The sequence below is a fragment of the [Clostridium] scindens genome, assembly GCF_019597925.1.
Lineage (GTDB): Bacteria > Bacillota > Clostridia > Lachnospirales > Lachnospiraceae > Clostridium_AP.
The window spans coordinates 2258252-2284342 of the sequence record NZ_CP080442.1; the positions used below are offsets into that span (position 1 = coordinate 2258252).

24 protein-coding genes are annotated in these 26091 nt (G+C 49.1%); 5 read left to right on the plus strand and 19 right to left on the minus strand.

Annotation, left to right across the window (positions count from 1 at the left end; translation table 11 throughout):
- Positions 1-101 precede the first annotated feature (101 nt).
- Together K0036_RS10890 and K0036_RS10895 are read left to right on the plus strand one after the other, a co-directional pair.
- A complete protein-coding gene (locus K0036_RS10890) occupies positions 102-599 on the plus strand; it encodes a hypothetical protein (protein ID WP_025643288.1) in 498 nt (165 codons plus the stop codon).
- Positions 592-876, plus strand: a complete 285-nt coding sequence (locus tag K0036_RS10895; RefSeq protein WP_220429719.1) for a hypothetical protein — start codon at positions 592-594, stop codon at positions 874-876. The genes K0036_RS10890 and K0036_RS10895 overlap by 8 nt, the downstream gene beginning before the upstream one ends.
- Before the next feature lie 90 nt (positions 877-966).
- Here K0036_RS10895 and K0036_RS10900 read toward each other — a convergent pair whose 3' ends face one another.
- Positions 967-1443, minus strand: a complete 477-nt coding sequence (locus K0036_RS10900) for an acyl-CoA thioesterase (protein WP_025643286.1) — start codon at positions 1441-1443, stop codon at positions 967-969.
- Positions 1440-1934, minus strand: a complete 495-nt coding sequence (locus K0036_RS10905) for a hypothetical protein (RefSeq protein ID WP_220429720.1) — start codon at positions 1932-1934, stop codon at positions 1440-1442. Before K0036_RS10905 ends, K0036_RS10900 begins: the two co-directional genes overlap by 4 nt.
- Positions 1935-2093: 159 nt before the next feature.
- On the opposite strand from K0036_RS10905, the gene truA reads away from it, so the two are divergent.
- A complete protein-coding gene (gene truA, locus K0036_RS10910; RefSeq protein WP_025643284.1) occupies positions 2094-2831 on the plus strand; it encodes a tRNA pseudouridine(38-40) synthase TruA in 738 nt (245 codons plus the stop codon).
- Positions 2832-2852: 21 nt separating this feature from the next.
- On the opposite strand, the gene K0036_RS10915 is transcribed toward truA, so the two are convergent.
- From K0036_RS10915 to K0036_RS10925, 3 genes are read right to left on the minus strand one after another with little or no spacing between them, the layout of a single operon-like run.
- On the minus strand, positions 2853-3836 hold the full coding sequence (locus tag K0036_RS10915; protein ID WP_220429721.1) for a bifunctional HD family hydrolase/N-acetyltransferase: 984 nt from the start codon (positions 3834-3836) through the stop codon (positions 2853-2855).
- A gap of 3 nt (positions 3837-3839) precedes the next feature.
- Positions 3840-4244 (minus strand): secondary thiamine-phosphate synthase enzyme YjbQ, encoded by a 405-nt coding sequence (locus K0036_RS10920; protein WP_025643282.1) that lies wholly within the window; start codon positions 4242-4244, stop codon positions 3840-3842.
- A 20-nt stretch (positions 4245-4264) separates the two neighbouring features.
- Positions 4265-5122: a patatin-like phospholipase family protein gene (locus tag K0036_RS10925; RefSeq protein ID WP_025643281.1), complete on the minus strand. Its 858-nt coding sequence runs from the start codon at positions 5120-5122 to the stop codon at positions 4265-4267.
- A 178-nt stretch (positions 5123-5300) separates the two neighbouring features.
- On the opposite strand from K0036_RS10925, the gene K0036_RS10930 reads away from it, so the two are divergent.
- A complete protein-coding gene (locus K0036_RS10930) occupies positions 5301-6935 on the plus strand; it encodes an ABC-F family ATP-binding cassette domain-containing protein (RefSeq protein ID WP_220429722.1) in 1635 nt (544 codons plus the stop codon).
- A gap of 78 nt (positions 6936-7013) precedes the next feature.
- Here K0036_RS10930 and K0036_RS10935 read toward each other — a convergent pair whose 3' ends face one another.
- The 3 genes from K0036_RS10935 to K0036_RS10945 are packed head-to-tail and all read right to left on the minus strand — an operon-like array spanning position 7014 to position 9240.
- The gene (locus K0036_RS10935; protein ID WP_220429723.1) at positions 7014-7553 is read right to left on the minus strand and encodes a hypothetical protein; all 540 of its coding nucleotides are present in this window, start codon (positions 7551-7553) and stop codon (positions 7014-7016) included.
- A gap of 24 nt (positions 7554-7577) precedes the next feature.
- The gene (gene trpS, locus K0036_RS10940) at positions 7578-8582 is read right to left on the minus strand and encodes a tryptophan--tRNA ligase (RefSeq protein ID WP_025643278.1); all 1005 of its coding nucleotides are present in this window, start codon (positions 8580-8582) and stop codon (positions 7578-7580) included.
- 22 nt (positions 8583-8604) lie between these two features.
- Positions 8605-9240, minus strand: a complete 636-nt coding sequence (locus K0036_RS10945) for a histidine phosphatase family protein (protein ID WP_173694539.1) — start codon at positions 9238-9240, stop codon at positions 8605-8607.
- 114 nt (positions 9241-9354) lie between these two features.
- Between K0036_RS10945 and K0036_RS10950 the strand changes: the two genes are divergently transcribed.
- Positions 9355-9834, plus strand: a complete 480-nt coding sequence (locus K0036_RS10950; protein WP_025643276.1) for an S-ribosylhomocysteine lyase — start codon at positions 9355-9357, stop codon at positions 9832-9834.
- A gap of 82 nt (positions 9835-9916) precedes the next feature.
- Here the strand turns inward: K0036_RS10950 and K0036_RS10955 are convergent, their stop codons facing one another.
- The 11 genes from K0036_RS10955 to rpmI form a co-directional block, all read right to left on the minus strand.
- Positions 9917-10165, minus strand: a complete 249-nt coding sequence (locus K0036_RS10955; protein WP_220429724.1) for an acyl carrier protein — start codon at positions 10163-10165, stop codon at positions 9917-9919.
- Positions 10166-11818 (minus strand): AMP-binding protein, encoded by a 1653-nt coding sequence (locus K0036_RS10960; RefSeq protein WP_220429725.1) that lies wholly within the window; start codon positions 11816-11818, stop codon positions 10166-10168. It abuts the gene before it with no gap.
- Positions 11819-11837: 19 nt separating this feature from the next.
- Positions 11838-13364: an HD domain-containing response regulator gene (locus K0036_RS10965; protein WP_220429726.1), complete on the minus strand. Its 1527-nt coding sequence runs from the start codon at positions 13362-13364 to the stop codon at positions 11838-11840.
- 23 nt (positions 13365-13387) lie between these two features.
- Positions 13388-15205 carry a histidine kinase N-terminal 7TM domain-containing protein gene (locus K0036_RS10970; RefSeq protein WP_220429727.1) on the minus strand — a complete coding sequence of 606 codons (1818 nt, stop codon included), beginning with the start codon at positions 15203-15205 and terminating at the stop codon, positions 13388-13390.
- 4 nt (positions 15206-15209) lie between these two features.
- Positions 15210-22559 carry a non-ribosomal peptide synthetase gene (locus K0036_RS10975; RefSeq protein WP_259283283.1) on the minus strand — a complete coding sequence of 2450 codons (7350 nt, stop codon included), beginning with the start codon at positions 22557-22559 and terminating at the stop codon, positions 15210-15212.
- Positions 22560-22646: 87 nt separating this feature from the next.
- On the minus strand, positions 22647-23003 hold the full coding sequence (crcB, locus tag K0036_RS10980; RefSeq protein WP_220429729.1) for a fluoride efflux transporter CrcB: 357 nt from the start codon (positions 23001-23003) through the stop codon (positions 22647-22649).
- The gene (locus K0036_RS10985) at positions 23000-23539 is read right to left on the minus strand and encodes a cysteine hydrolase family protein (RefSeq protein ID WP_220429730.1); all 540 of its coding nucleotides are present in this window, start codon (positions 23537-23539) and stop codon (positions 23000-23002) included. Before K0036_RS10985 ends, crcB begins: the two co-directional genes overlap by 4 nt.
- Positions 23540-23616: 77 nt before the next feature.
- Complete coding sequence (locus K0036_RS10990) at positions 23617-25002, minus strand: TrpB-like pyridoxal phosphate-dependent enzyme (protein ID WP_220429731.1); 1386 nt, start codon at positions 25000-25002, stop codon at positions 23617-23619.
- Positions 24947-25171, minus strand: a complete 225-nt coding sequence (locus K0036_RS10995; RefSeq protein ID WP_173694547.1) for a hypothetical protein — start codon at positions 25169-25171, stop codon at positions 24947-24949. Before K0036_RS10995 ends, K0036_RS10990 begins: the two co-directional genes overlap by 56 nt.
- Before the next feature lie 311 nt (positions 25172-25482).
- Positions 25483-25839 carry a 50S ribosomal protein L20 gene (gene rplT, locus K0036_RS11000; protein WP_004606644.1) on the minus strand — a complete coding sequence of 119 codons (357 nt, stop codon included), beginning with the start codon at positions 25837-25839 and terminating at the stop codon, positions 25483-25485.
- 32 nt (positions 25840-25871) lie between these two features.
- A complete protein-coding gene (gene rpmI, locus K0036_RS11005) occupies positions 25872-26069 on the minus strand; it encodes a 50S ribosomal protein L35 (protein ID WP_004606643.1) in 198 nt (65 codons plus the stop codon).
- Between the last annotated feature and the right edge of the window lie 22 nt (positions 26070-26091).

Genomic DNA, 26091 nt, shown 5'->3' on the forward strand with positions numbered 1-26091 from the left:
TACCTTATAATATATGGAAATCTTTATATTTAGTTTGGGCATATTTCATAAATCCCATTCTCGTAACATATATATTTACAACGTTATTTTAAGGAGTGCCTATGGAACGAAAACCACCAAAGCCGATGACCCCTTTTGACAGCATGGTCACGCCGCCTTATCTGTATTCTTTAAAACTGCTGCTTCCATACACTCCCCAATCCACGCAGCGTTTTATGGCGATCTATATAAAGTTTCTGGAATTAAGGCACACTATGGAATATTTCCACGGATTTTCCTCCCATGGTCCTTCTTTTAGAATGATAGAGGAACTGAAGCCTTTCATGGAGCCGGGAGAAAAAGAAATGATGGAACAGATGGAAGCCATGATGAATATGATGGAAATGATGCAGGGAATGCAGGAAATGTCCGAGGCTGCTTCCCAGAATTCGGATGGCTCCGCAAGCCAGGGCTTTGGCGCCTTTAATCCCATGGATCTGATGAAAGGCATGCTAAGTCCCGACCAGCAGGAAATGTTCAATGCGTACAGCAGCATGTTTGACGAAGAAATGAATCAAGCCAATTCGGACAATCAGAAAGGAGAATCAGACAATGAATGATTGGATCAACCATCCCGCAATGAAGAATATCGACCCGGTGAAGCTGGAACTGATCAAGACCGCGTCCAAGCAGACCCAGGGCAAGTCAGGCAAGTCCCTGGCTCCCGTGATGATGGCGCTGATTACCAGCGCCAACAAAAAAGGCGTCCGTTTTACCCCTGATGAGATGTCCTTGATCATCGCCGTTCTCAAAGAAGGGAAGCCCAAAGAAGAGCAGGAGCAGATTGAGAACATGGTAAAGATGGTGACCACCTACATGAAAAAGGGCGGTGCCTAGGCAGTGTCCTGATACCGCCGGGCAGCCCCGCCCTTTCCAAGCGTTTCAAAAAAGCAAGGCGTGCAGTTTGTACGCCTTGCTTTTTTATATCTAGAAGCCTTCTTCCTTTCGCATCATGCGGATTTCGCGTCTTTTTTTCGCTCTCTCCCACTCTTCCCGCTCTTCGTCAGTCTCCAGTTCAAGCCTTGGAACCTGAGTCGGCTTATCGTTTTCATCCAGCGCCACCATTGTAAAGAAAGCATGGTTGATCGGCGTGCGTTCTCCCTCCAGGGATTCCTTATAGGTATCTACCTTGACTTCCATGGAAGTATTTCCCACATACGTCACCTGCCCAATGATGACTACCACGTCTCTTTGGTAAGCGCCTCTTAAGAATCTTAAGTTATCAACAGAAGCGGTGATCACGTTCATATGGGTATGCCGTTTTCCCACCAGTCCGGCCACCTCGTCAATCCACTGCATCAGCATGCCTCCAAACAGACGGCCTGCCGCGTTCAGGTGGTTAGGCCGGACCATATGAACGGTCTGCACCATTGATTCTGATACTTTTTTACTCTTTATACTCATTTATGACACTCCAATCCATATACTTTGGCAAGTTCCATGTATTCCTGCAGATTTGCTTCATTATCGCAGAATATCGGAAATTTCAAATCATAGTTTCCCCACAGCATCGCTTTTTTATCAGCAAAATAAAATGTTGAAAACAGCCAGTTCCTGGCTGTGGCCATCACAAGGAAGTCCAGCATCCATTCCTCTTTAAGCGGGTAATATACCTGTCCGTCGGATGCCTGGAACGCTTCTGCCATTTTAAGCTGCGGACCCTCCAGGCATGCCCGGAATCTTTCCTGGGACTGCGCATCCAGAACCGGATAATAGAAGTCCGCAAAAACAGCCCCCTTATTCTCGCTATATAGTCTCCTGATGAAAACAAGCATATCGGATTCGTTATTTGCAGATATAATCGCGCTTCTGTATAACGCAAATGCCTCATCCAGCTTCCCGGCATGCAGGCACCCTGCCTTCAGCAGTTCTTCCTTCGATATTGAATGTACCATGACTTGCCCTTCCCTACTGTTTCCTACAATTTCTTTCTATTCTTTTCTTGCCAGACTCTTTCATTATAGCACAAGATTTGATATACTTAAATTAATTTTATGTACTTTCCATTGTACAATGATACAGATAGATGACAGATGATCAAAGGAGAAACGCGAATGAGGAATATCAAATTAACGATAGAATATGACGGCAGCCGCTACCAGGGCTGGACCCGCCTTGGCAAGGAAGAATCCAATAATACGGTATCCAACAAGATAATAGAAGTTTTAAGAAAGATGAGCGGCGAATATCTGATCGAGCTGAACTGCGGATGCCGCACGGAAGTAGGCGTCCATGCCTATGCCCAGATCGCCAACTTCAAGACGGAGTCCAAGATGGATGTCCTGGAGATCAAGCATTATCTCAACCGCTATCTTCCCATGGATATCGCCATCACGGAGGTTGAGGAGGTATCGGATCGTTTCCACGCCCAGTTAAATGCCACCTCCAAGACTTACGTTTATCGCATGACCATCGATGACGTTCCAAGCGTATTTGACCGGAAGTACACCTACCACTGTTTTAAGATACCCGATAAGCGGGTGATGCAGCAGGCTGCCATGCTTTTGATCGGAAAGCATGATTTCAAGAACTTCTCCACCGCGAAGAAGAGCAAGTCCACGGAACGACAGATATTTGAGATCGAGGTATATGGGGATACGGAGGAGATGCAGATTCTGATACATGCGGATGACTTCCTGCACAATATGGCGCGCCTCATCATAGGCACGCTGATGGATATCGGCTTTGGCACCAGAAGAAAGGAAGATATCGAGGAGATTTTCGCGGGCAGACAGCCGGCAAGCGCTCCCTGCGACCCCAAAGGACTTTATCTTCAGGAAGTCGCCTATTAAGTCATAAAAAGGGAAGCCTTCCTATCTGGCTTCCCTTATCATAAGCGTCTTATCTTCGCCGCCTACCACTTTATAACCATAATTTTCATAAAATCTCACCGCATCCCTGGTACGAAGGATTCCTCTAAGATGTCCTTCCTCTTCTATAATCTTATCCATCAGGATGCTTCCCAAGCCCTGGCGGCGTAATTTCTCATCAATAATCACATCGCATAAATAGAACATGCTGACTTCATCCGTGATCACTCTTGCGTATCCTGCCATATATCCATCCGGATCATACAGGCCATAGGCTTTGGACTGCTCCATGCCCTTGCGGATCATCTCCTCGGATCGGTCTTTGGCCCAGTAGGACTGCCGCATCAATTCTACCACCCTTTTAAAGTTCAGCTTCCTTCTGTCGGAACTGGCTGCATATCCGGCCTCCACGGAGTCCTGCCTTGAACCTTCTCTTTGGATCTTATCGCGTACATCCCGGGATATGGCATCCCGGAGTTCCTTCATATATGGAATATCACGGCACTGCTCCTGCCCATGCGTAAGCTGAAGCTGGTACTCTAACGGCAGCCAGGTGTCAATCGAAGCCTCGTTGTGCTGGATGACCGCCTCCAGCTTATCCAGGGCGCAGGCCAGCCTGGACTCGGGAGTCTGCTTCTTGTGTATCTCCCTGAATATTTCCTGAAGTTCCTCTTTATATGGGTAGGGAAGCATATCCGCGATTTTCTCAAGCGCCTCCTCTTCCCTGCGTTCGTCCTTTTCATCTTTCCAAAAGCAGGGCACATCCCCGGTCACCGCCTCTCCCAGATCGTGGAACAGGCAGAGTCTGATTACCCGGTCCATGTCGTATTGGGGGAACTCCTCCTTTACAAGCCAGGCGAACACACACAGGCGGTAAGTATGCTCTGCCACGCTTTCCTGTCTCCCGCCGGAAGTCCAGGAATGCCGCGTGTAACACTTTAATTTTTCTGCAAGCGCCAGAAACTCTGATAATGTGCGGTAATCCATCTTCTATCCCTCTATGATCTTGACATAGAATGTACGGTTCCTTGGTCCGTCAAATTCACAGAAATACACATCCTGCCAGATGCCAAGCACCAGTTCTGCGTCATGCAGGATCAAAGTCTGGGACGGCCCCATGAAGCTGGTCTTAATATGCGCGTGGGAGTTGCCTTCCATGTGCTGGTAATACCGGGTCCTGGTAGGAAATGATTCTTCAAGTCCATAGAGCATATCATGCACGACATCCGGATCCGCGTTCTCATTAATGGTAAATCCCGCCGTCGTATGGGGAGAGTAAATTACGACGATTCCTTCTGATATGTGACTCTTTTTAATATCTTCCCGGATCATATTGGTGACTTTGGACATCTGCTGGGAATCGTTTGTCGCTATGTGGTGTTCGTAGAGATTCATCTTCTTTCCTCCTTCTTCTGCTAGGCTTCCAGATATTCTATCAGCGCCTTGTATTCTTTCTTCATAGCCTTATAGCCATGCTCATAGAAATGCATCAGCGTATCATAATCCTTCTCAAGCCTTGACACTGTAGGGATCAGCGGCCTGAGCACGAATATTCTTCCTTCTTCCTCCAGCCGTTCTACCAGTTCCATCTGCCTGTTATATACATGATTGCGCCGTATGGTGGTACGTACCAGATTCGGATACTTTTTATAGGCTCTCCGGTACAGATTGGCTACCGCCTTCGTGGTAGGCTTCTTGCGGTATCCCGGATTCCTGGTCAGGATCAGGACAATCTTATCATTTCCCTTCTCAAGCGCCCTTTTAATCGGAATCGAATCCGCCAGTCCTCCGTCCAGATAGGGAATCCCGTCCACATTCACGATAGGGGATACCAGCGGCATGCTGCTGGAGGCCCGGCACAGTTTCATAAGTCTGTCTCTGTCGCCCTCTTCCTTCATATATTCTGCCCGTCCAGTCTCACAGTTCGTAGTCACGATCTCGCACTCCATCTCCGAGGCAAAATAGGTTTCAAAGTCAAAGGGAAACAGTTCATTGGGATACTTGTCAAATACCATATCCATATCTAGCAGGCTCTTTTCCCGTATGAACTTAGTAAATCCATAATAATAGTTATACTCTTTCTCCTTGTGTATCATACAGTCCCTGGTTCTGCCGGGCTGCTTGGAAACATAGTCCACTCCATTGCAGGAGCCGGCCGATACGCCGATCACATGGGACAGATACAAATCCTGCTCCATCAGATAATCCAGGGCGCCTGAAGTAAACACTCCCCTGGTAGCCCCTCCCTCAAGTACAATCGTTGCTGTCGTCATAATTTTATACCCCGCTTTCTTACTTGCTATTATATACCCATTTTCACTGGAAATGAAACTGTATCTTCTCCAAATCTCTCAATTTCCAGAAATTAATTGCTATTTCACATGATATTTGTTAAGATAGGCTGGGTATATAATATGAAAAGATCAAATATATAAGGAGCATACAGATACTATGATCAGTACAAGCAATGTGACGCTACGGGTCGGCAAGAAGGCCCTGTTTGAAGATGTTAATATCAAGTTTACCGAAGGAAACTGCTATGGCCTGATTGGCGCCAATGGCGCGGGAAAATCTACCTTTCTAAAGATTCTCTCCGGACAGCTGGAGCCAACCAAGGGCGATGTCATCATCACTCCGGGGGAGCGTCTGTCTTTCCTCCAGCAGGATCACTTCAAGTATGACGAATATCCCGTCCTGGACACTGTAATGATGGGAAACGCCAGACTTTATGAGATTATGAAGGAAAAGGAAGCCATCTATGCCAAAGAAGATTTCTCCGATGAAGATGGCATAAAAGCCAGCGAGCTGGAGGCGGAATTCGCCGCCATGAACGGATGGGAGGCAGAATCCGATGCCGCTACTCTTCTGAACGGCCTTGGCATTTCCACGGAATATCACTATGAGATTATGAAGAACCTGAATGGCCCGGAAAAGGTCAAGATTCTTCTTGCCCAGGCACTGTTCGGCAACCCGGACATTCTGCTTCTGGATGAGCCTACCAACCATTTGGATCTGGACGCCATCGCCTGGCTGGAAGAATTCCTGATCAATTTTGAGAATACAGTCATCGTCGTATCCCATGACCGGTATTTCCTGAATAAGGTCTGCACCCAGATTGCGGATATTGACTATGGAAAGATCAAGCTCTATGCCGGAAACTATGACTTCTGGTATGAATCCAGCCAGCTTCTGATCCGTCAGATGAAGGAAGCCAACAAAAAGAAGGAAGAAAAGATTAAGGAACTCCAGGAATTCATCTCCCGGTTCAGCGCTAATGCTTCCAAATCCAAGCAGGCGACTTCCAGAAAGCGGGCTCTGGAAAAGATCCAGCTGGATGATATCCAGCCATCCAGCCGTAAATATCCGTATATCGACTTCCGCCCGAACCGCGAGATCGGCAACGAAGTACTCACTGTCGAGGGACTCAGCAAGACCATTGATGGCGAAAAAGTGCTGGATAATATTACTTTTACTCTGAACCGCGAAGACAAAGTAGCCTTTGTGGGGGGCAACGAGCAGGCAAAGACCACGCTCTTCCAGATTCTCACCGGCGAGATGGAGCCGGATGAAGGAACTTATAAATGGGGCGTTACCACATCCCAGGCCTACTTCCCGCTGGACAGCGGAAAAGAATTTGAAAATGAGTATACCATCGTAGAATGGCTGACCCAATACTCCGAAATCAAGGACGTAACCTATGTCCGGGGCTTCCTGGGACGTATGCTCTTCTCAGGGGATGACGGCGTCAAGAAGATAAAGGTACTCTCCGGAGGCGAAAAAGTCCGTTGTCTTCTGTCCAAGATGATGATCTCCGGAGCCAACGTGCTGCTCCTGGACGAGCCTACCAACCACTTGGATATGGAAGCGATCACGGCGCTCAATAACGGGCTGATCAAGTTCCCGGGCGTGATCCTGTTCACCTCCCATGACCATCAGATCGTGCAGACCACTGCCAACCGTATCATGGAGATCGTGCCGGGCGGCAAGCTGATCGACAAGATCACCACATACGACGAGTATTTGGAAAATGACGAGATGGCCAGAAAGAGACAGACCTACACCGTCCAGAGCGAAGAAGACGATTAGGAATTATACCAAAAAATCGCTGAAGTCTCACGACCTCAGCGATTTTTCTTTAGGGGTGTTTTTTACAGCCCCGTTTATTTATCTTTCCCGCAAGTTCCGTCTGCCCAGCCTCTCCTTCAGCGTCTCGTAGACCCGGTCAAACTCCCGCTGCATCCCGTCTCCTTTGGCAGTGGATATGATCTCATGGCGTTTTCCCTGCCGGTCTGCAAGGAAGAGCACCTTTTTTACCTCTCCCTGGATTCCTACCTCCACCTTTCCCATATCTGCAAAAGCGTAGATGAATATGTCCTCTTTAAAAACCAGAATATAATCTCTGGCAATGATAACATGGCAGTCCGGAAATTCTGCCACATCGGGAGCGGTAAGCTGGCGGAAGAACTCTTCTTTATCCTCGATCTGATCCAGCTTGCCTTTCAGCCCGCTCCTGGCTTTTATATTCGTCATTGCAAGAAAGGCTCCGGCCACTGCCAGAATAGCCGCAATTACGATATTGGAAAACAAGCAGATAAAGGCCAGGGCCAGAAGGCTGCCCCAGACAATCATGCCCGTCTGCAGCCTCTTAGCCCTCTCCTGAATAAAATCATAGTATTTCTGCTCTCCTGCCGTCTGAATTCTCATCGTAGATTCCTCTTTAGATCCTGCCTAGCGGATTCGTTCCGGGAAGCCGATCTTTTTATGGACTTTCCGCAGCGTCTTATTGGCGAAGTATCCTGCTTTTTCCGCATTCTCCTTAATAATTCCGTCAATATACGCCTTGTCTTTCTCAAGCCTTGCCACTTCGTCCTGCAGAGGCTTCAGCACAGATACGACTGCCTCTCCTACCGCTGTCTTGAAGTCTCCGTATCCTCTTCCATCGAACTCTTTTTCTACTTCTTCCGCCTTCTTGCCGGTACATGCGCTGTAGATATCGATCAGATTCTTGATTCCCGGCTGTGCATCCCGGTATAGAACCTGGGCCTCGGAATCCGTCACAGCGCGTTTGCACTTGCGCATGATGGTATCCGGATCATCCATCAGATAGATGCTGGCATTGGGATTCTCGTCGGACTTGGACATCTTCTTGGATGGTTCCTGAAGGCTCATGATTTTTGCGCCTACTTTTCCGATGTATGCTTCCGGTACGGTGAATACATCCCCATAAATATTATTAAACCGCTCGGCAATGTCTCTTGTAATCTCAAGATGCTGCATCTGATCCACTCCTACTGGCACCACATCTGCCTGGTATAGAAGAATGTCCGCAGCCATAAGTACCGGGTAAGTGAAAAGTCCGGCGTTGATATTATCTGCATGCTTTGCTGACTTATCCTTGAACTGGGTCATCCGGTTCAGTTCGCCCATATAGGTAAAGCAGTTCAGGATCCACGCCAGTTCCGCGTGAGCGGATACATGCGACTGGTAGTAGATGCAGTTCTTCTTTGGATCAAGCCCTGCCGCTATATAGAGCGTAAGAAGCGCTCTCGCCCTCTTTCTCAAAGTCGCAGGATCCTGTCTTACCGTGATGGAATGCATATCGACAACACTGTAGAAGCATTCATATTCATCGCTCAGCGTAACCCAGTTCTTGAGTGCCCCCAGATAATTGCCAAGCGTCAGATTTCCAGTCGCCTGCATGCCGCTAAATAATACTTTCTTATCGTTCATCATCTTCTCTTCCTCCACGTCTTTTCTATTCTTCCCATGGCTCTATCTCATCGTCATAATAGGCCACATTCTCTGATATGATCCGGGGTATGCCGTCCGTCACTTCCACTTCCGTCACGGCACAATTTTTGTGGACTCCCACGCCCCAGTACCGGGACAGTTCCTCACCCCGGATATTGTTCAGCAGCCCAGCCAGCGCTGCTCCATGAGTCGTGATCAATATGTTGCTCAGCTGATACTGCCTTCTGCCGCAGATATCCCTAAGGAACTCGCCGGTACGCTCTCTGACGTCCATAAAATCTTCCCCTCCGCAAGGGGCTTCATAGTGCGCCGGGTCATCAAAGAACCTCCGAAACTTCTCCGGCAATTCCCAGTTGCTCTTTGAGCAGCATTTGCCTTCATAATCTCCGAAGGACATCTCGATAATTCTCTGATCCTCCAAAATCGGCGTCTTTCTGCCTTCCAGAATCAGTCTGGCCGTCTCCTTTGCCCTGCCAAGCGGGCTGGTATAGCATACTTCAAATGGTATGCCCGACAGTCCCTTTGCCGTCTTCCTCGCCAATGATCTTCCAAAATCATTGAGGGGAATGTCCACCTGGCCCTGAATTCTCCTCTTTTTATTCCAATCCGTCTCGCCATGCCTGACAATATATAACTTCATCATATGCCTCCTTAACGTACCTTGTTAGTATATCATACCTTCGAATGTTTTTCATAGTAAATTCACGTCAAAAATGCTATAATAACAACGAAAAAGAAAAGGAGCGTGTAAGTTATGGAAAAAATCACAAGTTTTACAATAGACCACCTTCGCCTGGTTCCAGGCGTGTATGTGTCCCGGATCGACTATGTAGAAGGCCATCCGGTGACCACCTTTGACCTGCGCATGACCAGCCCTAATGACGAGCCGGTGATGAACACTGCCGAAGTCCATACCATAGAGCATCTGGCAGCTACATTTCTTCGCAACCATGAAGAATATGCAGACAAGACGATCTATTTTGGTCCTATGGGATGCCGGACCGGCTTCTATCTGATTCTGTCCGGGGAATATCAGTCCCGGGACATCCTGCCTCTCATGAAGGAAATGTTTGCCTTCATAGCAGGCTATGAAGGGGATGTTCCAGGTGCCAGCGCCAGAGACTGCGGCAATTATCTGGATATGAATCTTCCAATGGCAAACTATCTGGCCCGCAAGTATCTGGATGAAGTACTGGAGAGCATCACCGAAGACCAGCTTCATTATCCCGAATAAAAGAACTGCGGCGAAGCAGGCCGGATGCCAGTCATCCTTGCCCCGCTTCGCCGTAATTTTACGATGCAGCACTGCACTTCTCTCAGTCCTTTTCCTCCATCAGGCCGTGGTCCATGATATAGCGCACCACATCTTTCACCTGAACCATATTCTTAACGTCCCGTATATCGATCTCCTTATCGCATCTGGCCTCAAACGCACAGACCATATTCGCCAGATCCATGGAATTAAATGCCAGATCATTGACAAATTCCGTGTCCATAGTAAGATTGCCTATGCCTGTGACTTCGTAGACTACCTCACGGAGGACCTCCAATACTTTTTCTTCCATCTATCCCGTCACCTCCCTGCGTTTTTTCTTCTGGATGGATGTCTTCTTAAATTCCGACTCTGTAAGCTTGACTGACTGGATCCTCTTATAATCAGGAAGCCGGTTATTTAATTTCGTAATTTCCTCCTGAACCTGTTCCAGCAGCTGGAAGGTATCATTCGTGTCAGCCCGTTCCTCATCAATGCAGATGAGCGCGGACAAGGTGACATCGTCTATGGCGGTCCCGGCCGATGCCCCATATACCATGACTTCCTTCACCAAAGGGATCTCCTGGATATAGCCTTCCAGTTCTTCCGGCACAACCTTTTTGCCATTGCTGAATACGATCAGATTCTTTTTTCTTCCGCAGATATGAAGATAGCCTTTTCTGTCCTTGTAGCCGATATCCCCCGTATGGAACCACCCATCGGTAAAACTCTCCTCTGTCAGCAGGGTATTCTTATAATATTCTTTAAAGACAGATGGGCCTTTTACCAGAATCTCTCCGTCGTCCAGCCGGATCTGCGTCTGCGGAATCGGAAATCCTACAGAAGCGGGGTTATTCTTTTTATTCATATTGCTGCCTATGAGCGGGCTGCATTCTGTAATTCCATATCCCTGATAGACTCCGACACCATACGCCTGCAGTTCTTCTGCAACTTTGACGCTTAACTGGGCGCCTCCGCAGGGGATAAACTTAAGGTTCGGCCCTACCAGCTGCTCCAGCGCCTGCTCATGATACGGACTGCATGGAAGATGCATCCTCTTCCTTCTCGTATACTTTTCAACCGCCTGCATCGCCCGTTCCCTGGTACCGGCAATTTCCTGGCGCCGATGCACTTCTTTCAGAAGATTTTCCATAATCATCGGCACTGCAACCAGTGTATCCGGCTCATAGAGCCTTAGATCCCTCATCAGCGTCTTAAGGCTCGTATTCATGCAGATATCCGCCCCCTGGGATATCCCGTCCAGCACTCCGCACACGAGGGAGTAAGTATGATAAAGAGGCAGCGGGTTGAACAGCCGCTCTCCCACCTTCACCAGCGACTGGGTGTGGCAGGCATTGAACATCATGTTGTACTGAGACAGCACCACCGGCTTGGATACGCTGGTGGTTCCTGACGTATAGACAATAGCCAGCGGATCGTCTTTTTCCACTTGCGGGCAGAATGAAAAGTCCTTCCACTGATTCTCCTTTTGCAGCTTCTCCCCTTCTTTGAGCAGGCGGTGATAGGAATCCTCTGCTCCTTCGCCGCGCATGATGACATACTGCATCTGGCTTCCCTTAAATACGTCAAGAAATGCCGCATCCACAAACACGCAGCAGGCATCCGCAAATTCTGTCATTGCCAGAATCTCATCTCCGGCCTGGTCTATGTCCACTGCGATAGCTATGCCTCCGATACAGCCTATCGCGCAGAAGGCAACCACCCATTCATAGGAATTCTCTCCTACGATGGCCACGTGCTTCCTGGCCAGTTTCTTCGTCAACAGCGAACCAGCCATTGCCCGCACGTCTGCTACGAATTCCTCGAACTTCACGCTGTGCGCCTGTCCTTTTAAGTCATAGGTGGTAATTACGCTTTTCCCCCGGTGCCTCTGCTCTACATCCATCAGGCACTGGGGCAGCGTCTGGTATTCTGTTACCTGGTTATAAATGATTTTCTGTCCCATATTCTTTCCTCTTTATCTTTTATGCATAAGTCCACTGTAATTCTTCGCTGATTGCATCATATCTTTCCAGTACCTTCAAAAATGCCTCCACCAGTTCTCCATCAAACTGCGTCCCGCTTCCGTCCTTCAGCTGCCTTATGCAATCCTCATAGGGCAGCCTCTTTCGGTAATGCCGGTCCGACATCATGGCGTCAAACGCGTCCGCGATGGATAGGATTCTCGCCTCTTCCGGTATATCCTTTCCTTTCAGTCCCTTGGGGTATCCTGACCCATCATAGCGCTCATGATGGGCGCATACGATAGCGCCCAAGTTATCAAACATGGTCATGCAGGAAAGGATCTCCTCCCCCACTCCCGGATGTTTCTTAATGCTTGCGTACTCTTCTTCCGTCAGTTTATCCGGCTTGCACAGTATGGCATCCGAGACTCCGATCTTGCCAATATCATGTAACAGGCCTGCCACCCGTACCTGGGTGATAAATTCTTGACTCCTTCCCAGTTCCTTAGCCAGCTCCACGCTGTAACGGGACACTCTGTCAGAATGGCCTCTTGTGTACAGATCCTTGGCATCCACCAGAAGCCTGAGCGCCTCCACCGTCTGCATATAACTGTTCTGTATCTTCATATTTGCTTCAGACAGGCACTTATTATTGGCGTTGATCAGCAGACGAAGCAGATTATTATGCAGCGCCGCACTTACCTGTTCCGCATAGACACTCAGCAGTTCCATAAGGGTCGGATCCTTTTCGCCCGGCTTGCTGATCCCCAGGATTCCTAAGACGACTTCCTTCCGATCCGATAGCGGGATCATAAGCCGATCATCATCCGCTATTATCTGTCCGCTTTCCATACTTTCATAGATGGCAGCGATATCCCCTTCATATTTCTCCTTTGTGATCTCTTCAAAGTCCTTGTCATAGCAGCCTTTTCCCTGAAATATATTTTCCGGCAGATCCAGCAGTTCTATATCCGTCAGTACATTATCCGGCTTGATCCAGACGAATGCGTCCTTGCAGCCAGACAGCTTCGCCAGTTCTTCCAGTATCCCCTGTGCGATCTCTTCTATGGGAAGCATCTTGTGCATCGGCGGGATAGAGGAAAGAATCTGTGACAGCCCTTCCTTATAGCGGTATATGGTATTCATATGCTGAATAGACTTTACGCAGCTTTCCACCAAAAGCTCCAGCTGGTCATAACGGTCGCTCTTCTCGCAGTACCCCTGTATATCCAGTTCCCGGATGGTGTTAAGCGGCGGAGCCAGTTCTTTATGCCCGGTCAGCATGATCACGAATATCTTCCGGTCAAATTTCCGCAGCCTTGCCACCACTTCATCCCCACAGATAGGACTCATAATAAAGTCCAGCAGAAGGATGTCATAATGCCGGATCTTAAGCTGCTCCAGCGCCCGCAGCGGATTGGACTGGGTCTCTACTTCATAGCCCATAGACCGGAAATTTGCCCCCAGCGCATCCAGTATATTCTGATCATCATCCAGGATCATCAGTGTATATCCATTTTTCTTTTCTCCAGTTTTGTTTTTGCGCATCTTTTTATCCTCTTCTTCGTAACTTACTCGCCTTCCATCGGTATCGCGGCATAGAACGTAGCACCACCTTCTTGATTATTCTCAAACCACATCTTGCCGCCGAACTTTCCTCTGACAATCTCCTCCGAACTGTACAATCCTAATCCGGTCCCCTTAATGCCTTTCGTCGTGTACATAGATCGGAACAGTTTTCTGCCTACTGTCTCGGATATCCCCGGACCGGAATCTCTGACCGAAAGAATGACCTCTTTCTCCTCTTTGACTGCCGTCAGAATAATATTTCCCCCGTGCTCCTCCATTGCATCGCAGGCATTGTCCACCAGGTTATTCAGAACCTGTACCAGATTGTTCACATCTCCCCGGATCACCGTGTTTTCCGGCAATTCGTCCTTAATCATAAGGTGGCAGCCGTTCTTGACCAGTTTGCCCTTCAAGAACATCTGTACCCTTTTAAGCGCCTCTTCAACGGTGAATTCGCTTTCCGAAGACGTGCTGAGGTTCGCGGCCATACCTTTTACCGTGGTGATAATATCTGACATATACGAGCAGCATTCCTGGATCTTTCCCAGCCACTCTTTCATTTCCCCGGCAATCTCCTGATGATCCTCGGGGGTCACTTCCGGGTCGCCGATGCTGTCATAATATTCCTTTACCAGATTATCCAGAGCCTTTACATCTCCCGAGATTGCCATGATGGGAGTCTTTAGATTGTGGGATATGCTGCCGATCATCTGTCCAAGAGAAATCAGCCGCTCTCTTTCCATGGCACGGCTTAAGCTCTGCTGCTTGCGCTTCATCTCCTCCTTAAGGCTGGTAACGTCCCGGAACATGGCCACAACGCCAATCAGGCGGTGCTTCTGCAAAATAGGCGTAAGCTCCACGGAGTAATAGATCTTCCCTTTATCGCCCAAAACTGCCTGCTCATAGGATATGGCATGAATGGATTGCTTGCACACGTCAAAGAAATTCAGAAGATTGTAGATGACATTCTTCTTTCGCTCTTCCAGTTCATCTACAATGACGTTCAAATAAGAATTCACGCTCATTTGATAGGAAGCTCCGAATATATCATCGAACACCGCATTCGAATATATGATGCAGCTGTCTGCCGACAGGATGACATAGCCTTCCGAGATATTATCCACCATATTCTGGAGGGCAAGCGGCTTGATGTTCAGGAAATTCAGGTAATAAACTGCAATTCCATGGCAGACTATGGTAAATAGGAATGCGATCGGGGTTGCGGCGATCGACAGATACACAATCTTTAATGTAACCAGCACGTTTACCGCCAGTGGAGCCAGAAGTCCCCCGATATACAGGCTTACCTGTCCGAACACTCTTCTGTGCCGGTTCCGGAACCCATAGCGCATCATGATGAATACGGACAGAATACAGTAGATATAATACTGTCCTCCCGACAGGATAAACAGCGGGCCAAACCGCACCTCCGAAGCATAGATGGAAAAATGCTTATAAAACAGATGGTGAAGCGGGTTCGTAAACACAATCAGCGAAGTGATGACCGGCAGCACATAAATCAGCCAGTAACACCTGGGAATCTTCACCAGATTCTTCGTATAGGTGATGGATGTCATCAGTATGGTCACCACCATCAGTGCTGAGCAGGCGCAGGTGATGGCATCCAACACCTGCAGGCTTCCCAGGCTGTTGGTGATAGTCATCCCATTGATTGCGATCAGCCAGATCAGAAGGCAGATTGCAGAGAATAAGTAAAGTTTCTGGACAACCAGCAATTTCCCCTTGATAATGCAGCTGATAATGAAAAATGCCAAGATTGCCACGGCAATATCTATGATATGGGCCGTCAATGTCGTCATAGCCTCACTCACCTCTGCTTTCCATAAAACATATCTTTAATATCTCCGGATCCGGCTCTGGCCAGCAGAATCCGATCTTTGCCAGCGCCTCCTGGGTCTTTCTGCAATCCATAATCATATGGGAAGCGGCCAGTTCGCCTGAGAACCAGCTCTGCGAAAGTGCCTGTATATAAGGCGAATCCGACGAAGCACCTGCGATCTCAAGTTCCCGCTCGAACTCCCGGCGTCCTACTGCCTGAATCTCCCCGCAGCCATCCAGTATCTTCCGGATGGATATTTCCTTCGGATTAAATATATGAAATGCTCCTCCTGTCTCTTCTGAGAGTCCTACAATGGCTTTGGCAGCCAGATCCACATAAGTGGTCTCCAGACCTATATCACCTAGTTCCTCCGGCATCTTTCCGAATTCCAGCAGTCCCTTAATCAGCCGGTAATATGCATTGCTTTCCTGATTTTTCTGGAACTTCCCTGAGTAAGAATTGCATACCACTCTGCCTACCCGGAATATTCTGGCCGCCAGCCCCTCTTCCTGAGCCTTCGTCACCTCATACTCGGCAAGCATCTTGCTCTTGGCGTACGGATTCTCCATCCAGTTCTGGCCTACATCCAGATCCTGTTCCTCAAAGATGGCCTTTGCCTGCGGCGCATCCAGCAGATATTCCCCTGCCACGCTCACCGTAGAGATATGCATGTAAGATGCGCGGGCTTCCCTCGCGAATTCAATGGCTCTCTTGGTTCCTGTCACATTGGTCTTAAGCAGTTCATCCTCCGGCGCGAAATGCCTGACATCCGCCGCACAGTGATATACCACGGCTGCCTCGTCTGCAAGCCTTGCGAAGTTCTCGTCATCCAGTCCGAAATGTTCCTGGGTGAGGCTGCCGACTACAGGAATCAGAAGGTGTTGATGCTCCCGGCAGAATTGGGGGCCAAAATGCCACTGCAGCGAATCATACAGCCGTTTCTCGTCGCCCCTTACCAGGCAGTAGGCCTTCTTCCCGGCATCCGCCAGTTCCTTGACCAGATAGCTTCCCAGATATCCGGTTGCCCCTGTGACCAGCGCCGCGCCTTCTTTTACAGGAATGCACGGAACTGTAGGCAGGTATCTGGGGAGTCTTGGCATATCCATGCCATCCGAGGTCGCCTTCTTTTCTTCTTCCGGCTCTGCCTGCCTTTTGCAAAGCCTGTCAATCTGCTCTCTCAGAGTCGGATAATGATAGAAATCATTGATGGAAAATGCCAATTGTCTCTGATGATACTGATTCAATATAATAATTGCCGTAAGGGAGGTCCCTCCCTGCTGGAAAAAGGATACGTCAGGATCCGGATCCTTACCCAGAACCTCGCTCCAAATTGCATTCAGCGCACCTTCTTCTGTCATGGGCTTCGCCTCGCAGGCCTTCTCGCCGGCTCCTGGCATTGCCTCCTGCTTCTTCTCCATAGCCGCCAGCTGGTTCAAATCCGTCTTTCCGCTGGCCGTCCTTGGCAGTTCATCTAAAAGGATGATTTCGGACGGAAGCATATAGTCCGGAAGCCGATCCTCAAGATAAGCGCGCATCTCCTTTTCCTGGTATTCCTTCTTTGGAACCACCGCGCCTCTAAGGAATCTGGGAATTCCATCCTTCATGATGGGAACCACCGCTGCCTCCTTAGCCAGCCCGGATTGAAGCATGACGGTTGCAATCTCCACTGGCTCAATCCTGTGTCCATTTAACTTCAGCTGGGTATCCACCCGCCCGATACACTGCCAGTTTCCATCAGCCCGCTGTCTTCCCCGATCCCCGGTCTTATACATCTTTTCCTTCGGATTCTGGATATCCGGGACGAAAACTTCGCTGGTCAGTTCCGGCTGGTTGATATACCCGGCCGACAGGCACTCTCCGGCAATATAGATCTCTCCCACTGAGGTGGGAAGCACCGGCTTTTTCTCCTCATCCAGAAGATAATAGCGGCAGTTCCCGATCGGCTTCCCGATATGAATGCTGCGCTCCATGCGGATCTCTCCCTGACAGTTATGCACCGAAGTCTCCGTAGGTCCATAGATATTGAATATCCGCGCTTCAGTAAGGGCGCAGAGCCGGTCTTTTAGTTCCATGGTCCATGGCTCTCCAAGGAGGATGATGATCTGAATGTCCGCCAATGCCTTGCAGAAACTTTCATCGTTCAGGCACATCAATATCCTTGACGGAGTCAGCTGCAATATGGAAACCTTGTCTCTTCGGATTCTTTCTGCCATCTTCCATGGAAGCATCATCTCTTCCTCATCGGCAATGCTGATTCCGTGTCCCTTTGCGGATGCCAGGATGGTCTCCGTCGTAAATACGTCAAATACACAGTTGGACGCACATAAAATCTTCTGCTCCTGTCCTCCCAGAAGCGGATCTAAATGTGCCATCAAGTTGGACAGGGACTTATGAAGCATCTTTACCCCTTTGGGCTTTCCGGTAGATCCGGAAGTGAAGATGACGTTGGCTACATCTTCCGGGGAGTTTGCGGGAAGCGCTGTTTTTGTCACTTCCTGCGGCCCTTCATATTTTAAGACCTGGCAGGGCATATCATCTAATGGCTCTGTCTCCTTGTCGTACACAGCCACTTTCACGTCTGCCTGCCTGAGCATGTAGCGTATCCGTTCCTTTGGGAACATCGGATCTATGGGAACATATGCGGCCCCTGCCTTCAGGATTCCAAACATCATTACCAGCATGTCGCCATTTCGCCTGGTCAAAAATGCCGCCTTATCTCCCGGCAGGACACCTTTGACAAGCAGCATGGCTGCCAGATTATCCGACCGCTCCTTCAATTGCCGGAAGGTATAATATCTGCCTTCTCCCCATTCCACGGCTCTCTTATCCGGCATCAGATATGCCATATCATCCATAGCCTGATCTACAGTGGCGCAGTCATAGGGAGTCCGCATACGGTTTGGCTGTTCGACAAGCCTCAGCCGATCCTCGTATCCAAGCCATGGAATGTCTCCCACCATGGATACGCCTCCATTAAGGACTGCGCGTATTCCCTGGATCAGGCATCTTCCATAGAATGCAACTGTCACCTCATCAAACAGGGAGGCCGCATATTCTATCGAGAACCGATAATGACCATCTATACAGGTAGCCTCCAGATGCAAGTCGATCTTGACCGAATGCGTGTCATAAGGCACATAGGAAAGTTCCGCCTCGCCTAAGACCGTCGTAAGACATGATACCGGAGTCAGGCTGAACAACGTGCTATACAGCGGATTGCGCCCCTGCTCGCGCTGCTCGTGGGCCAGGCCAATTATCTCTTCCAGGGAAATATCCTGATAATCCTGAATCCCTGCAACCAATTTCCTGACCTTCCCAAAGTAATCTTCTATCGTCTGTGCCCCCTCGACATCCAGAAAGATTGGCAGCGTATTGACGAAAACGCCCGTCATCTTCTCAAGTCCCGGATTACGCCTTCCTGAAAATGGAGAGCCTATGGCTGCGGTATCTTCGCGGGCAAAACGCCCCTGCATCATAGCGAATACTCCCAGCAGGAACATATAAGGCGTAATCTTCTTATCCTTGCAATACATCTTGAGGCTCTCATCCAGTTCTTCCGGCAGTTCAAATCCATATCTGCCTCCGGCCCCGTCGAATTCGGAAGGCCTGGGCCTGTCCGGCACAAAAGCGCTCTTTGGGATCTTTTCCGGGAGAATCTTCTTCCAGTATTCCCTGCACTCCACGCCGGCTGTCTCCTTATTTTCATTTACCCACCATGCAAAATCTACATAGGAGAGTTCCGGCAGATGAACCTCTTTCTGGCAATAGTAGTCATGAAGACGCTCAAATATGATCTGGCTGCTGATTCCATCCGATATAATATGGTGCATGTCAATGATGATATAGGGCTCATTTCCTTCCGCCTTCACCATTGCTGCCCTGAAAAGCGGCGCCTTCTTAAGATCAAATGGCCGGACGAAGTGTTCCATGGCTTCCTCTATACGGCCGCACTCCATCCATTCCAGCTTAAAGTCTGCCTGGCTGCTGATCCTGGCGATCAGTTTTCCCTCCTGCATCTCAAACTGTGTCCGCAGCAGTTCATCCTCTTCTATCATCCGGGCCGCTGCCTGCTCCAGGCGCCCAAAGTCCAGCCAGGCGCTGGCCTTGAAGGCTGCCGGCATATTGTAGCCTACCTTTGTGGCATCCTGACTGTGCATGACGAAAAATCCGGACTGTACCGGAGTCGGCGGATACCAGCCTCTCTCCCTTGCCTTAGGAATCCTGCGGCCTTTTAGGATGCTCTCTTCAAGACCGGCTCCGCGAAGGAGGCAGGCAAACCTTCTCACCGTGCTATTGGCATACAGGTCCTGTATCTGAATCACTTTCCCGAATTCTTTCTCTGTCTCGGTCAGCATAAATACCGCATTCAGGGAATCCCCTCCGGATAAGAAATAATCCGAATGAATGCCAAGGCCGGGCTTTTCCAGGATCCTCTGCCAGATGGCAAGAATCTTTTCCTCCCATTCATCAGCCGGGGCTTCTTCCATGTCGGGTAGTTCCGGCTTCGGAAGCCTTCCAACATCAATCTTTCCATTACCGGTTACCGGCAATTCTTCTACCCTTGCGGCATATACCGGCAGCAGATACCTGGGCAGATAAAGGGCTCCGTAGGAAAGAAGGGCCTCCCCTTCCAGTTCCTCTTTTGCCATATAATAAGCGATCAGCTGGCTCTCGTATACGGTCACTGCAACCGCGTTTACCAGCGGATGCCTCCCTAATACGGACTCTACTTCCGCCAGTTCGATTCTATGTCCCAACAGCTTCACCTGGCTGTCATTGCGGCCAAGATACAGGATACTTCCATCATCCGTCCATTTTCCGATGTCACCCGTCTTGTACATGCGTTGCCCTTCCATAAATGGATCTTCTACGAAGCGCTCCCTGGTCAGTTCCTCCCGGTTATGGTACCCTCTCGCCAGGCATTCCCCGCCAATATACAATTCTCCGGCTGAGCCCACTGGAAGCGCATTCCTGTTTTCGTCCAGGATATAGATCCTGCAGTTGGAAAGGGGACGTCCGATCGTAACCGGTCCTTTTCCGTCCACTGCCGCATGGCTAACGGCAACGGTTGTCTCCGAAGGACCATACTGGTTATAAAGGGTCGCCGACGTATAATCCCGCAGTTTAAGATAGGTGTCCGGTCCCAGGACCTCCCCGCCGCAGATCAGCGTCTCTATATGGGACAGGGAGCGCAGGAATACCTGATCGTTCTGGTAGGCTTTAAGCCTGGAAGGAGTCAATGCCATGAATCCCACATCGTAGTCCATGATCAGCCTTCCAATCTTCTGCGCGTCATTCATCTCTTCTTCCGTAGCCATCACGATAGTGGCCCCATTCAGAAGGGCAATGACGCTCTCCAGAAGAAATGCGTCAAACCCTACATTGCAGATAGACAGTACTGCCCCCTTTGGGTACAGATCCTTAATCGCCTCTTTTAGATTCATCACGCTGTGCTGTTCTACTTCCACGGCTTTGGCGCTCCCTGTGGTCCCGGAAGTATACACAAGGTATGCCAGGTCTGTCGGCTTTTCCTCTGGCGGAAGTATCTCTATCCTCTGGCTGCCATACAATTCTTTTAGAGTCCTTGCCGCTATATCCGTACCAGGCCAGGCTAGAAAATCGTCGGTAATACAAAGCGCCGCCTGACTGTCTTTTAATAAGTCCGCGATCCTTCCCTGAGGCTGCGCCGGATCCATCAGCACCCAGCTGTTGCCGGACAGGATGATTCCGCACAAGGCTGCAAGCAGTCCTTCCTCCCGCCGTAACAACAGGGCAACCGTATGCCTGCCTTCCGGCAGAAGCTGTCGGATTCCTCCTGCGATACAGGCTGCCTCATCCATCAGCTGTTCATAGGAAATCCGCTTCCCCCTGCAGATCAGCGCGATCTTCCCTTCATTCTCTCTTGCTGCCTCCAGAAGGCTCTCTCCAATCCCGGCGTTCCTGTCATACCAGGCATCCGTTTTATTAAAGTCAAAGATTACACGTTCTTCCTCTTCTTCTTCCAGGATGGGAAGTTTGCCCACAGGCAGGTCCGGATTCTTCAGCGCCTCTTTCAGGATCTTTACCAGGCGGCCATGCAGCGCGTCAATCTCAGACGCAGAGAATATCTGGGTCAAGTAATCGTAATCCACTACGAACTGATTGCTGGCATCCCTGCTGCTTAAGTGGATGCACAAGGTCTCGTTCTGGTAGCCGCAGTACATCCATCGGCCCTCCAGCGTCACGTGGGCCCCTCTCAGATGATCCATCTTGCCATTCTGGTAAGAAAGAACGATCTCGAACAGCTGGTCTGACGCCACCTCATTTCCCGCGTTAGCCAATTTCTTAATGTCCTCGAAAGGCAGCCTCTGATGATACAGCAGATGAAACCAATCGTCTTTTAACTTATCATTGAACTCATTCCAGGTAGATGCCGTATCCAGTTCATTTACAAAAGGAAGCGTATTGACAAACATTCCTCCTGACTGCTTTTCCTTGTAGTTCAGCCTGTTGATCGTAGGAACCCCGATACAGAATCTCGCCTGTCCTCTTACCCGCCTCAAATAGATGGCAAGAGCCATATAGAACACTGCAAACGGGGATACCTTCTCCTGCTGGCAATACCTTGCGATCATGCGGTTCAGGCGGCCGGGAAGCGGATAGGACCTTCGAAGTCCCACGGGGCTGATATGGGCGCACTGATGCTCCTTAGCCAGTGCCGGCAAGATATCTCTTAACTGCTCCTTCCAGTAATCCCGGTCCCTCTGATAAACCTTCGACTGCATATATTTCTGCTCAGATTCAATATGAAGCCTGTAATCAGGCGCAATCTGACACTGTGTCTCTTTATTCTGCAATAATTGAAAATAGTTATAAATAATATGATTTGTCACAAGCGCATGCGACCATGCATCCGCAACAATATGATGGACTCTTGTCAATATTCCGCCTGAACTGTCTGACCGCTTAAATATAAGCATTTGACAAAGCGGAGAATCACATAGCGTAAAATGTTCTCTTGCCACAGACTGATACCAGGTATCAATCCCCTGTTCATTCGTTCCTGTAAAATCGAAAAATTCCGCTCTCCCGGGAATCTCTTCCGAGATATATTGGCACGGTCTGCCATCCCTTACGGTAATTCTAAGCCGCAGGGTTGGGAATGCCTTGTATGCAAGTTCTATACATCTCTGAAGGTATTCAATATTCAAATTTCCCTCTATCTTAAGCGCCGTGCAGATATTATTCATAGGCAGGCCTGGATGTGCCGATTCCAGGTTCCAGATATTCTGCTGGCTATATGATAAAGGAAAGAAATCTACTGGCGTCCTCTCATTTTCTTTTCGTCTCTCCATCGTCTGCCTCATCCTCTAGTATATAAAATCTCTCATTATCAGTAATGTATTTATTATATAACAAACCTATGGAAAGCACCAGATGATTTACGTCAATTTTTCTCCCAGCCACACCCCCACGATACATCCGGCCACGCTGAGCAGTATATAAAGCAGGGCAGCCGCCCTCTGTCCTTGTTTAAGCATTCTTAACGATTCCAGGGAGAAGGTGGAAAAAGTAGTGAAGCCGCCGCATACTCCCGTTTTAAGGAACAGGACGGCGTAAGGGCCAGCCTCGCGCTTTGCCGCCAGACCCACGACAACTCCGATGAGAACGGCTCCTGCCAGATTCGTCACCAGCGTCAGCACCGGGAAATCGCCTTTCCAGGGAATGAGACTGATGATATATCTGAAAATGGCCCCAATCGCCCCTCCTAATCCCACCCATAAGAATCGGGCCATCATGCCTTAAGCACCTTGATCTGGCACATCTGCATCGCCTTCAACGCATTCTCATGGCTCTCTTTCGTAACTCCGGCGCAGCAGGCAGCATCCACAATGACCGGCACTTCCGGCAGGAATGCCTTTGCAATCATGGCATTGGAGATTACGCAGATATCCGTACACAGGCCTACGAATGTAATGGATTCGATACCAGTCTCCCCTTTTGCCTTTAAGTCCTGATCCTGGGCCCGAAGCAGGGGGCCTAACGCATCGCTTCCAAATGTACGCTTGTCAATGGGCATCTCTTCTCGCTCCGCTTCAATCTCTGGATGAAGTTCCCATCCTTTGGTTCCCTTGATGCAATGGGGAACCGGAAGGTTCCTGCCTTCCTGGGTATCCAGGTAGTTCTCGCTATGGGTGTCCCTGGTATAAAGGATACGCCCTTTAAATCCTTTGATCTTCTCCACCACTTTTGGCACGATCGCTACCGCTTCTTTCGTTCCCAGCGCTCCGTCAATAAAATCATTCTGCATATCTACTACCACTAAGATATCCATATTCCTGCCTCCTTTTCAGATTGTCTACTGCTTCTATTATATACGAGATCGCGCCAAAAGCAATTCCTTTTAAATTCCTACTGCATATTTCCCGGGAACCTGGGAATTCCATCAAAGCCCTTTTTCAAGTCCTCGTCGGTAGGGATATAGTCGGTCATCTCTTTGTTGTGGAACTTTTCATATGCCATCATATCAAAGTATCCAGTTCCGGTCAGCCCGAACACGATGGTCTTCTCTTCCCCTGTCTCTTTGCATTTGAGCGCCTCGTCAATGGCAACTTTGATGGCGTGGCTGCTCTCCGGCGCGGGGAGGATTCCCTCCACTCTCGCGAAACGCTCGGCGGCCTCGAATACAGCCGTCTGCTCCACAGACCGGGCCTCCATATATCCATCCGCATACAACTGGGAAAGAATGGAACTCATGCCGTGATAGCGAAGTCCTCCTGCATGGTTCGCAGATGGTATGAATCCGCTTCCCAGAGTATACATCTTTGCCAGCGGGCATACCATTCCGGTGTCGCAGAAATCATAGGCATATACGCCTCGGGTGAGGCTCGGGCAGGAAGCCGGCTCTACGGCGATAAAGTGATACTCCTTCTCTCCCCTTAATTTCTCTCCCATGAACGGAGAAATCAGGCCTCCAAGGTTCGAACCGCCTCCAGCGCACCCAATGATGATGTCCGGCGTAATTCCATACTTGTCAAGAGCAATCTTCGTCTCCATGCCGATGATCGACTGATGCAGAAGCACCTGGTTCAGCACGCTTCCAAGTACATAACGATACCCTTCGCTTCCAACCGCCACTTCCACAGCCTCTGATATGGCGCAGCCCAGGCTTCCAGTCGTGCCTGGATGCTCTGCCAGAATCCTGCGTCCCACCTGTGTCTCTTCCGATGGGGACGGTGTGACGCTGGCTCCATAGGTACGCATCACTTCCCGTCGGAAAGGCTTCTGCTCGTATGAGCATTTGACCATGAATACCTTGCAGTCCAGATCCAGATAAGAGCAGGCCATGGAAAGAGCGGTTCCCCACTGTCCCGCGCCCGTCTCCGTGGTCACTCCTTTAAGCCCTTGCTTCTTGGCATAGTAGGCTTGCGCGATGGCGGAGTTAAGTTTATGGCTTCCGCTGGTATTATTTCCTTCAAACTTATAATAAATCTTCGCCGGCGTATCCAGTTTCTCTTCCAGGCAGTATGCCCGTATCAGAGGCGCCGGACGGTACATCTTATAGAAATCAAGTATCTCCTGCGGGATATCGATATAACGGTTATCATTGTCCAGTTCCTGAGCTACTAGTTCCTCGCAGAATACGGCGGACAGTTCTTCTGCCGTCATAGGCTTTAAGGTTCCGGGATTCAGAAGCGGGGCCGGCTTATTCTCCATGTCCGCCCGCACATTGTACCATGTCTTAGGCATCTCGCTTTCTTCCAGATAGATTTTGTAAGGGATCTGCTTTTCTTTCATCACTTTCTTCTCCTTTCAATGCTGGGTTTCGGGACATGGTATTTTCAATGCCCGCCTGATCGGCGAAAGCAAAAAAAATACCCTTATCCCATACAATAACTATTGCAGGGACAAGAGTAGTATTATCAAAACTCCTGCGGTGCCACCCGGCTTGGTATATCTGATCCATATACCCACTCATGCGTACCATCATACGCGGACTTTGTTAACGGAGTACTCTCTCCGGCTCGCCTACTAAATATCTTCAACTTGCCCTCAGAAGCCCATTCCCTCTGGATTCAGCCTGCTGCAATCCCACCATCTGCAGCTCTCTGTGTGATGAATTTCCAAAAGTACTTACTCTTCCTCATCGGTTTAGTGACAATTTATCACGATAATTTGCTGCTGTCAAGAACTTTTTTCAGACTTTTCTCTTATTGCATAAAAAGACCGGATACAACATGTGTATCCGGCCCTCATTCTCTTTCTAATCCGCTATAATTAAGCAACCTTAGCCTTTGCAAGTTCTGCCAGTGTTGCGAATCCTTCTGCATCGTTTACAGCCAGTTCTGCCAGCATCTTTCTGTTCACGTCGATGTTAGCCAGTTTTAAGCCGTGCATGAATTTGCTGTAAGATAATCCATTCATTCTTGCTGCAGCGTTGATACGTGCGATCCAAAGCTGACGCATCTGGCGCTTGCGCTGCTTTCTTCCTGCATATGCAGATGTGAGCGCTCTCATAACAGACTGTTTTGCAACTCTGTACTGCTTAGAACGTGCTCCTCTGTATCCTTTTGCTAACTTTAATGTCCTGTTGTGTCTTTTCTTAGCGTTTAATCCGCCTTTAATTCTTGCCATGTCCTATTTCCTCCTTCAAATCATCCCACATCTTACAGATATGGAAGAACTTTCTTCATGTTCTTTACGTTGGTTGCATCAGTAATGATTGGCTTTCTAAGATTTCTTTTTCTCTTTGTAGATTTCTTAGTTAAGATATGGCTCTTATAAGCTTTATTTCTTTTTAATTTTCCTGTACCTGTTTTTTTGAAGCGCTTTGCAGCTGCTCTATTTGTTTTAATTTTTGGCATGATAAGTTCCTCCTTAGATTTG

Coding starts and splice junctions, on each gene's coding strand:
- K0036_RS10890 (WP_025643288.1), top strand. CDS start 102: ATGGAACGAAAACCACCAAAGCCGATGACCCCTTTTGACAGCATGGTC.
- K0036_RS10895 (WP_220429719.1), top strand. CDS start 592: ATGAATGATTGGATCAACCATCCCGCAATGAAGAATATCGACCCGGTG.
- K0036_RS10900 (WP_025643286.1), bottom strand. CDS start 1,443: ATGAGTATAAAGAGTAAAAAAGTATCAGAATCAATGGTGCAGACCGTT.
- K0036_RS10905 (WP_220429720.1), bottom strand. CDS start 1,934: ATGGTACATTCAATATCGAAGGAAGAACTGCTGAAGGCAGGGTGCCTG.
- truA (WP_025643284.1), top strand. CDS start 2,094: ATGAGGAATATCAAATTAACGATAGAATATGACGGCAGCCGCTACCAG.
- K0036_RS10915 (WP_220429721.1), bottom strand. CDS start 3,836: ATGGATTACCGCACATTATCAGAGTTTCTGGCGCTTGCAGAAAAATTA.
- K0036_RS10920 (WP_025643282.1), bottom strand. CDS start 4,244: ATGAATCTCTACGAACACCACATAGCGACAAACGATTCCCAGCAGATG.
- K0036_RS10925 (WP_025643281.1), bottom strand. CDS start 5,122: ATGACGACAGCAACGATTGTACTTGAGGGAGGGGCTACCAGGGGAGTG.
- K0036_RS10930 (WP_220429722.1), top strand. CDS start 5,301: ATGATCAGTACAAGCAATGTGACGCTACGGGTCGGCAAGAAGGCCCTG.
- K0036_RS10935 (WP_220429723.1), bottom strand. CDS start 7,553: ATGAGAATTCAGACGGCAGGAGAGCAGAAATACTATGATTTTATTCAG.
- trpS (WP_025643278.1), bottom strand. CDS start 8,582: ATGATGAACGATAAGAAAGTATTATTTAGCGGCATGCAGGCGACTGGA.
- K0036_RS10945 (WP_173694539.1), bottom strand. CDS start 9,240: ATGAAGTTATATATTGTCAGGCATGGCGAGACGGATTGGAATAAAAAG.
- K0036_RS10950 (WP_025643276.1), top strand. CDS start 9,355: ATGGAAAAAATCACAAGTTTTACAATAGACCACCTTCGCCTGGTTCCA.
- K0036_RS10955 (WP_220429724.1), bottom strand. CDS start 10,165: ATGGAAGAAAAAGTATTGGAGGTCCTCCGTGAGGTAGTCTACGAAGTC.
- K0036_RS10960 (WP_220429725.1), bottom strand. CDS start 11,818: ATGGGACAGAAAATCATTTATAACCAGGTAACAGAATACCAGACGCTG.
- K0036_RS10965 (WP_220429726.1), bottom strand. CDS start 13,364: ATGCGCAAAAACAAAACTGGAGAAAAGAAAAATGGATATACACTGATG.
- K0036_RS10970 (WP_220429727.1), bottom strand. CDS start 15,205: ATGACGACATTGACGGCCCATATCATAGATATTGCCGTGGCAATCTTG.
- K0036_RS10975 (WP_259283283.1), bottom strand. CDS start 22,559: ATGGAGAGACGAAAAGAAAATGAGAGGACGCCAGTAGATTTCTTTCCT.
- crcB (WP_220429729.1), bottom strand. CDS start 23,003: ATGATGGCCCGATTCTTATGGGTGGGATTAGGAGGGGCGATTGGGGCC.
- K0036_RS10985 (WP_220429730.1), bottom strand. CDS start 23,539: ATGGATATCTTAGTGGTAGTAGATATGCAGAATGATTTTATTGACGGA.
- K0036_RS10990 (WP_220429731.1), bottom strand. CDS start 25,002: ATGAAAGAAAAGCAGATCCCTTACAAAATCTATCTGGAAGAAAGCGAG.
- K0036_RS10995 (WP_173694547.1), bottom strand. CDS start 25,171: ATGGATCAGATATACCAAGCCGGGTGGCACCGCAGGAGTTTTGATAAT.
- rplT (WP_004606644.1), bottom strand. CDS start 25,839: ATGGCAAGAATTAAAGGCGGATTAAACGCTAAGAAAAGACACAACAGG.
- rpmI (WP_004606643.1), bottom strand. CDS start 26,069: ATGCCAAAAATTAAAACAAATAGAGCAGCTGCAAAGCGCTTCAAAAAA.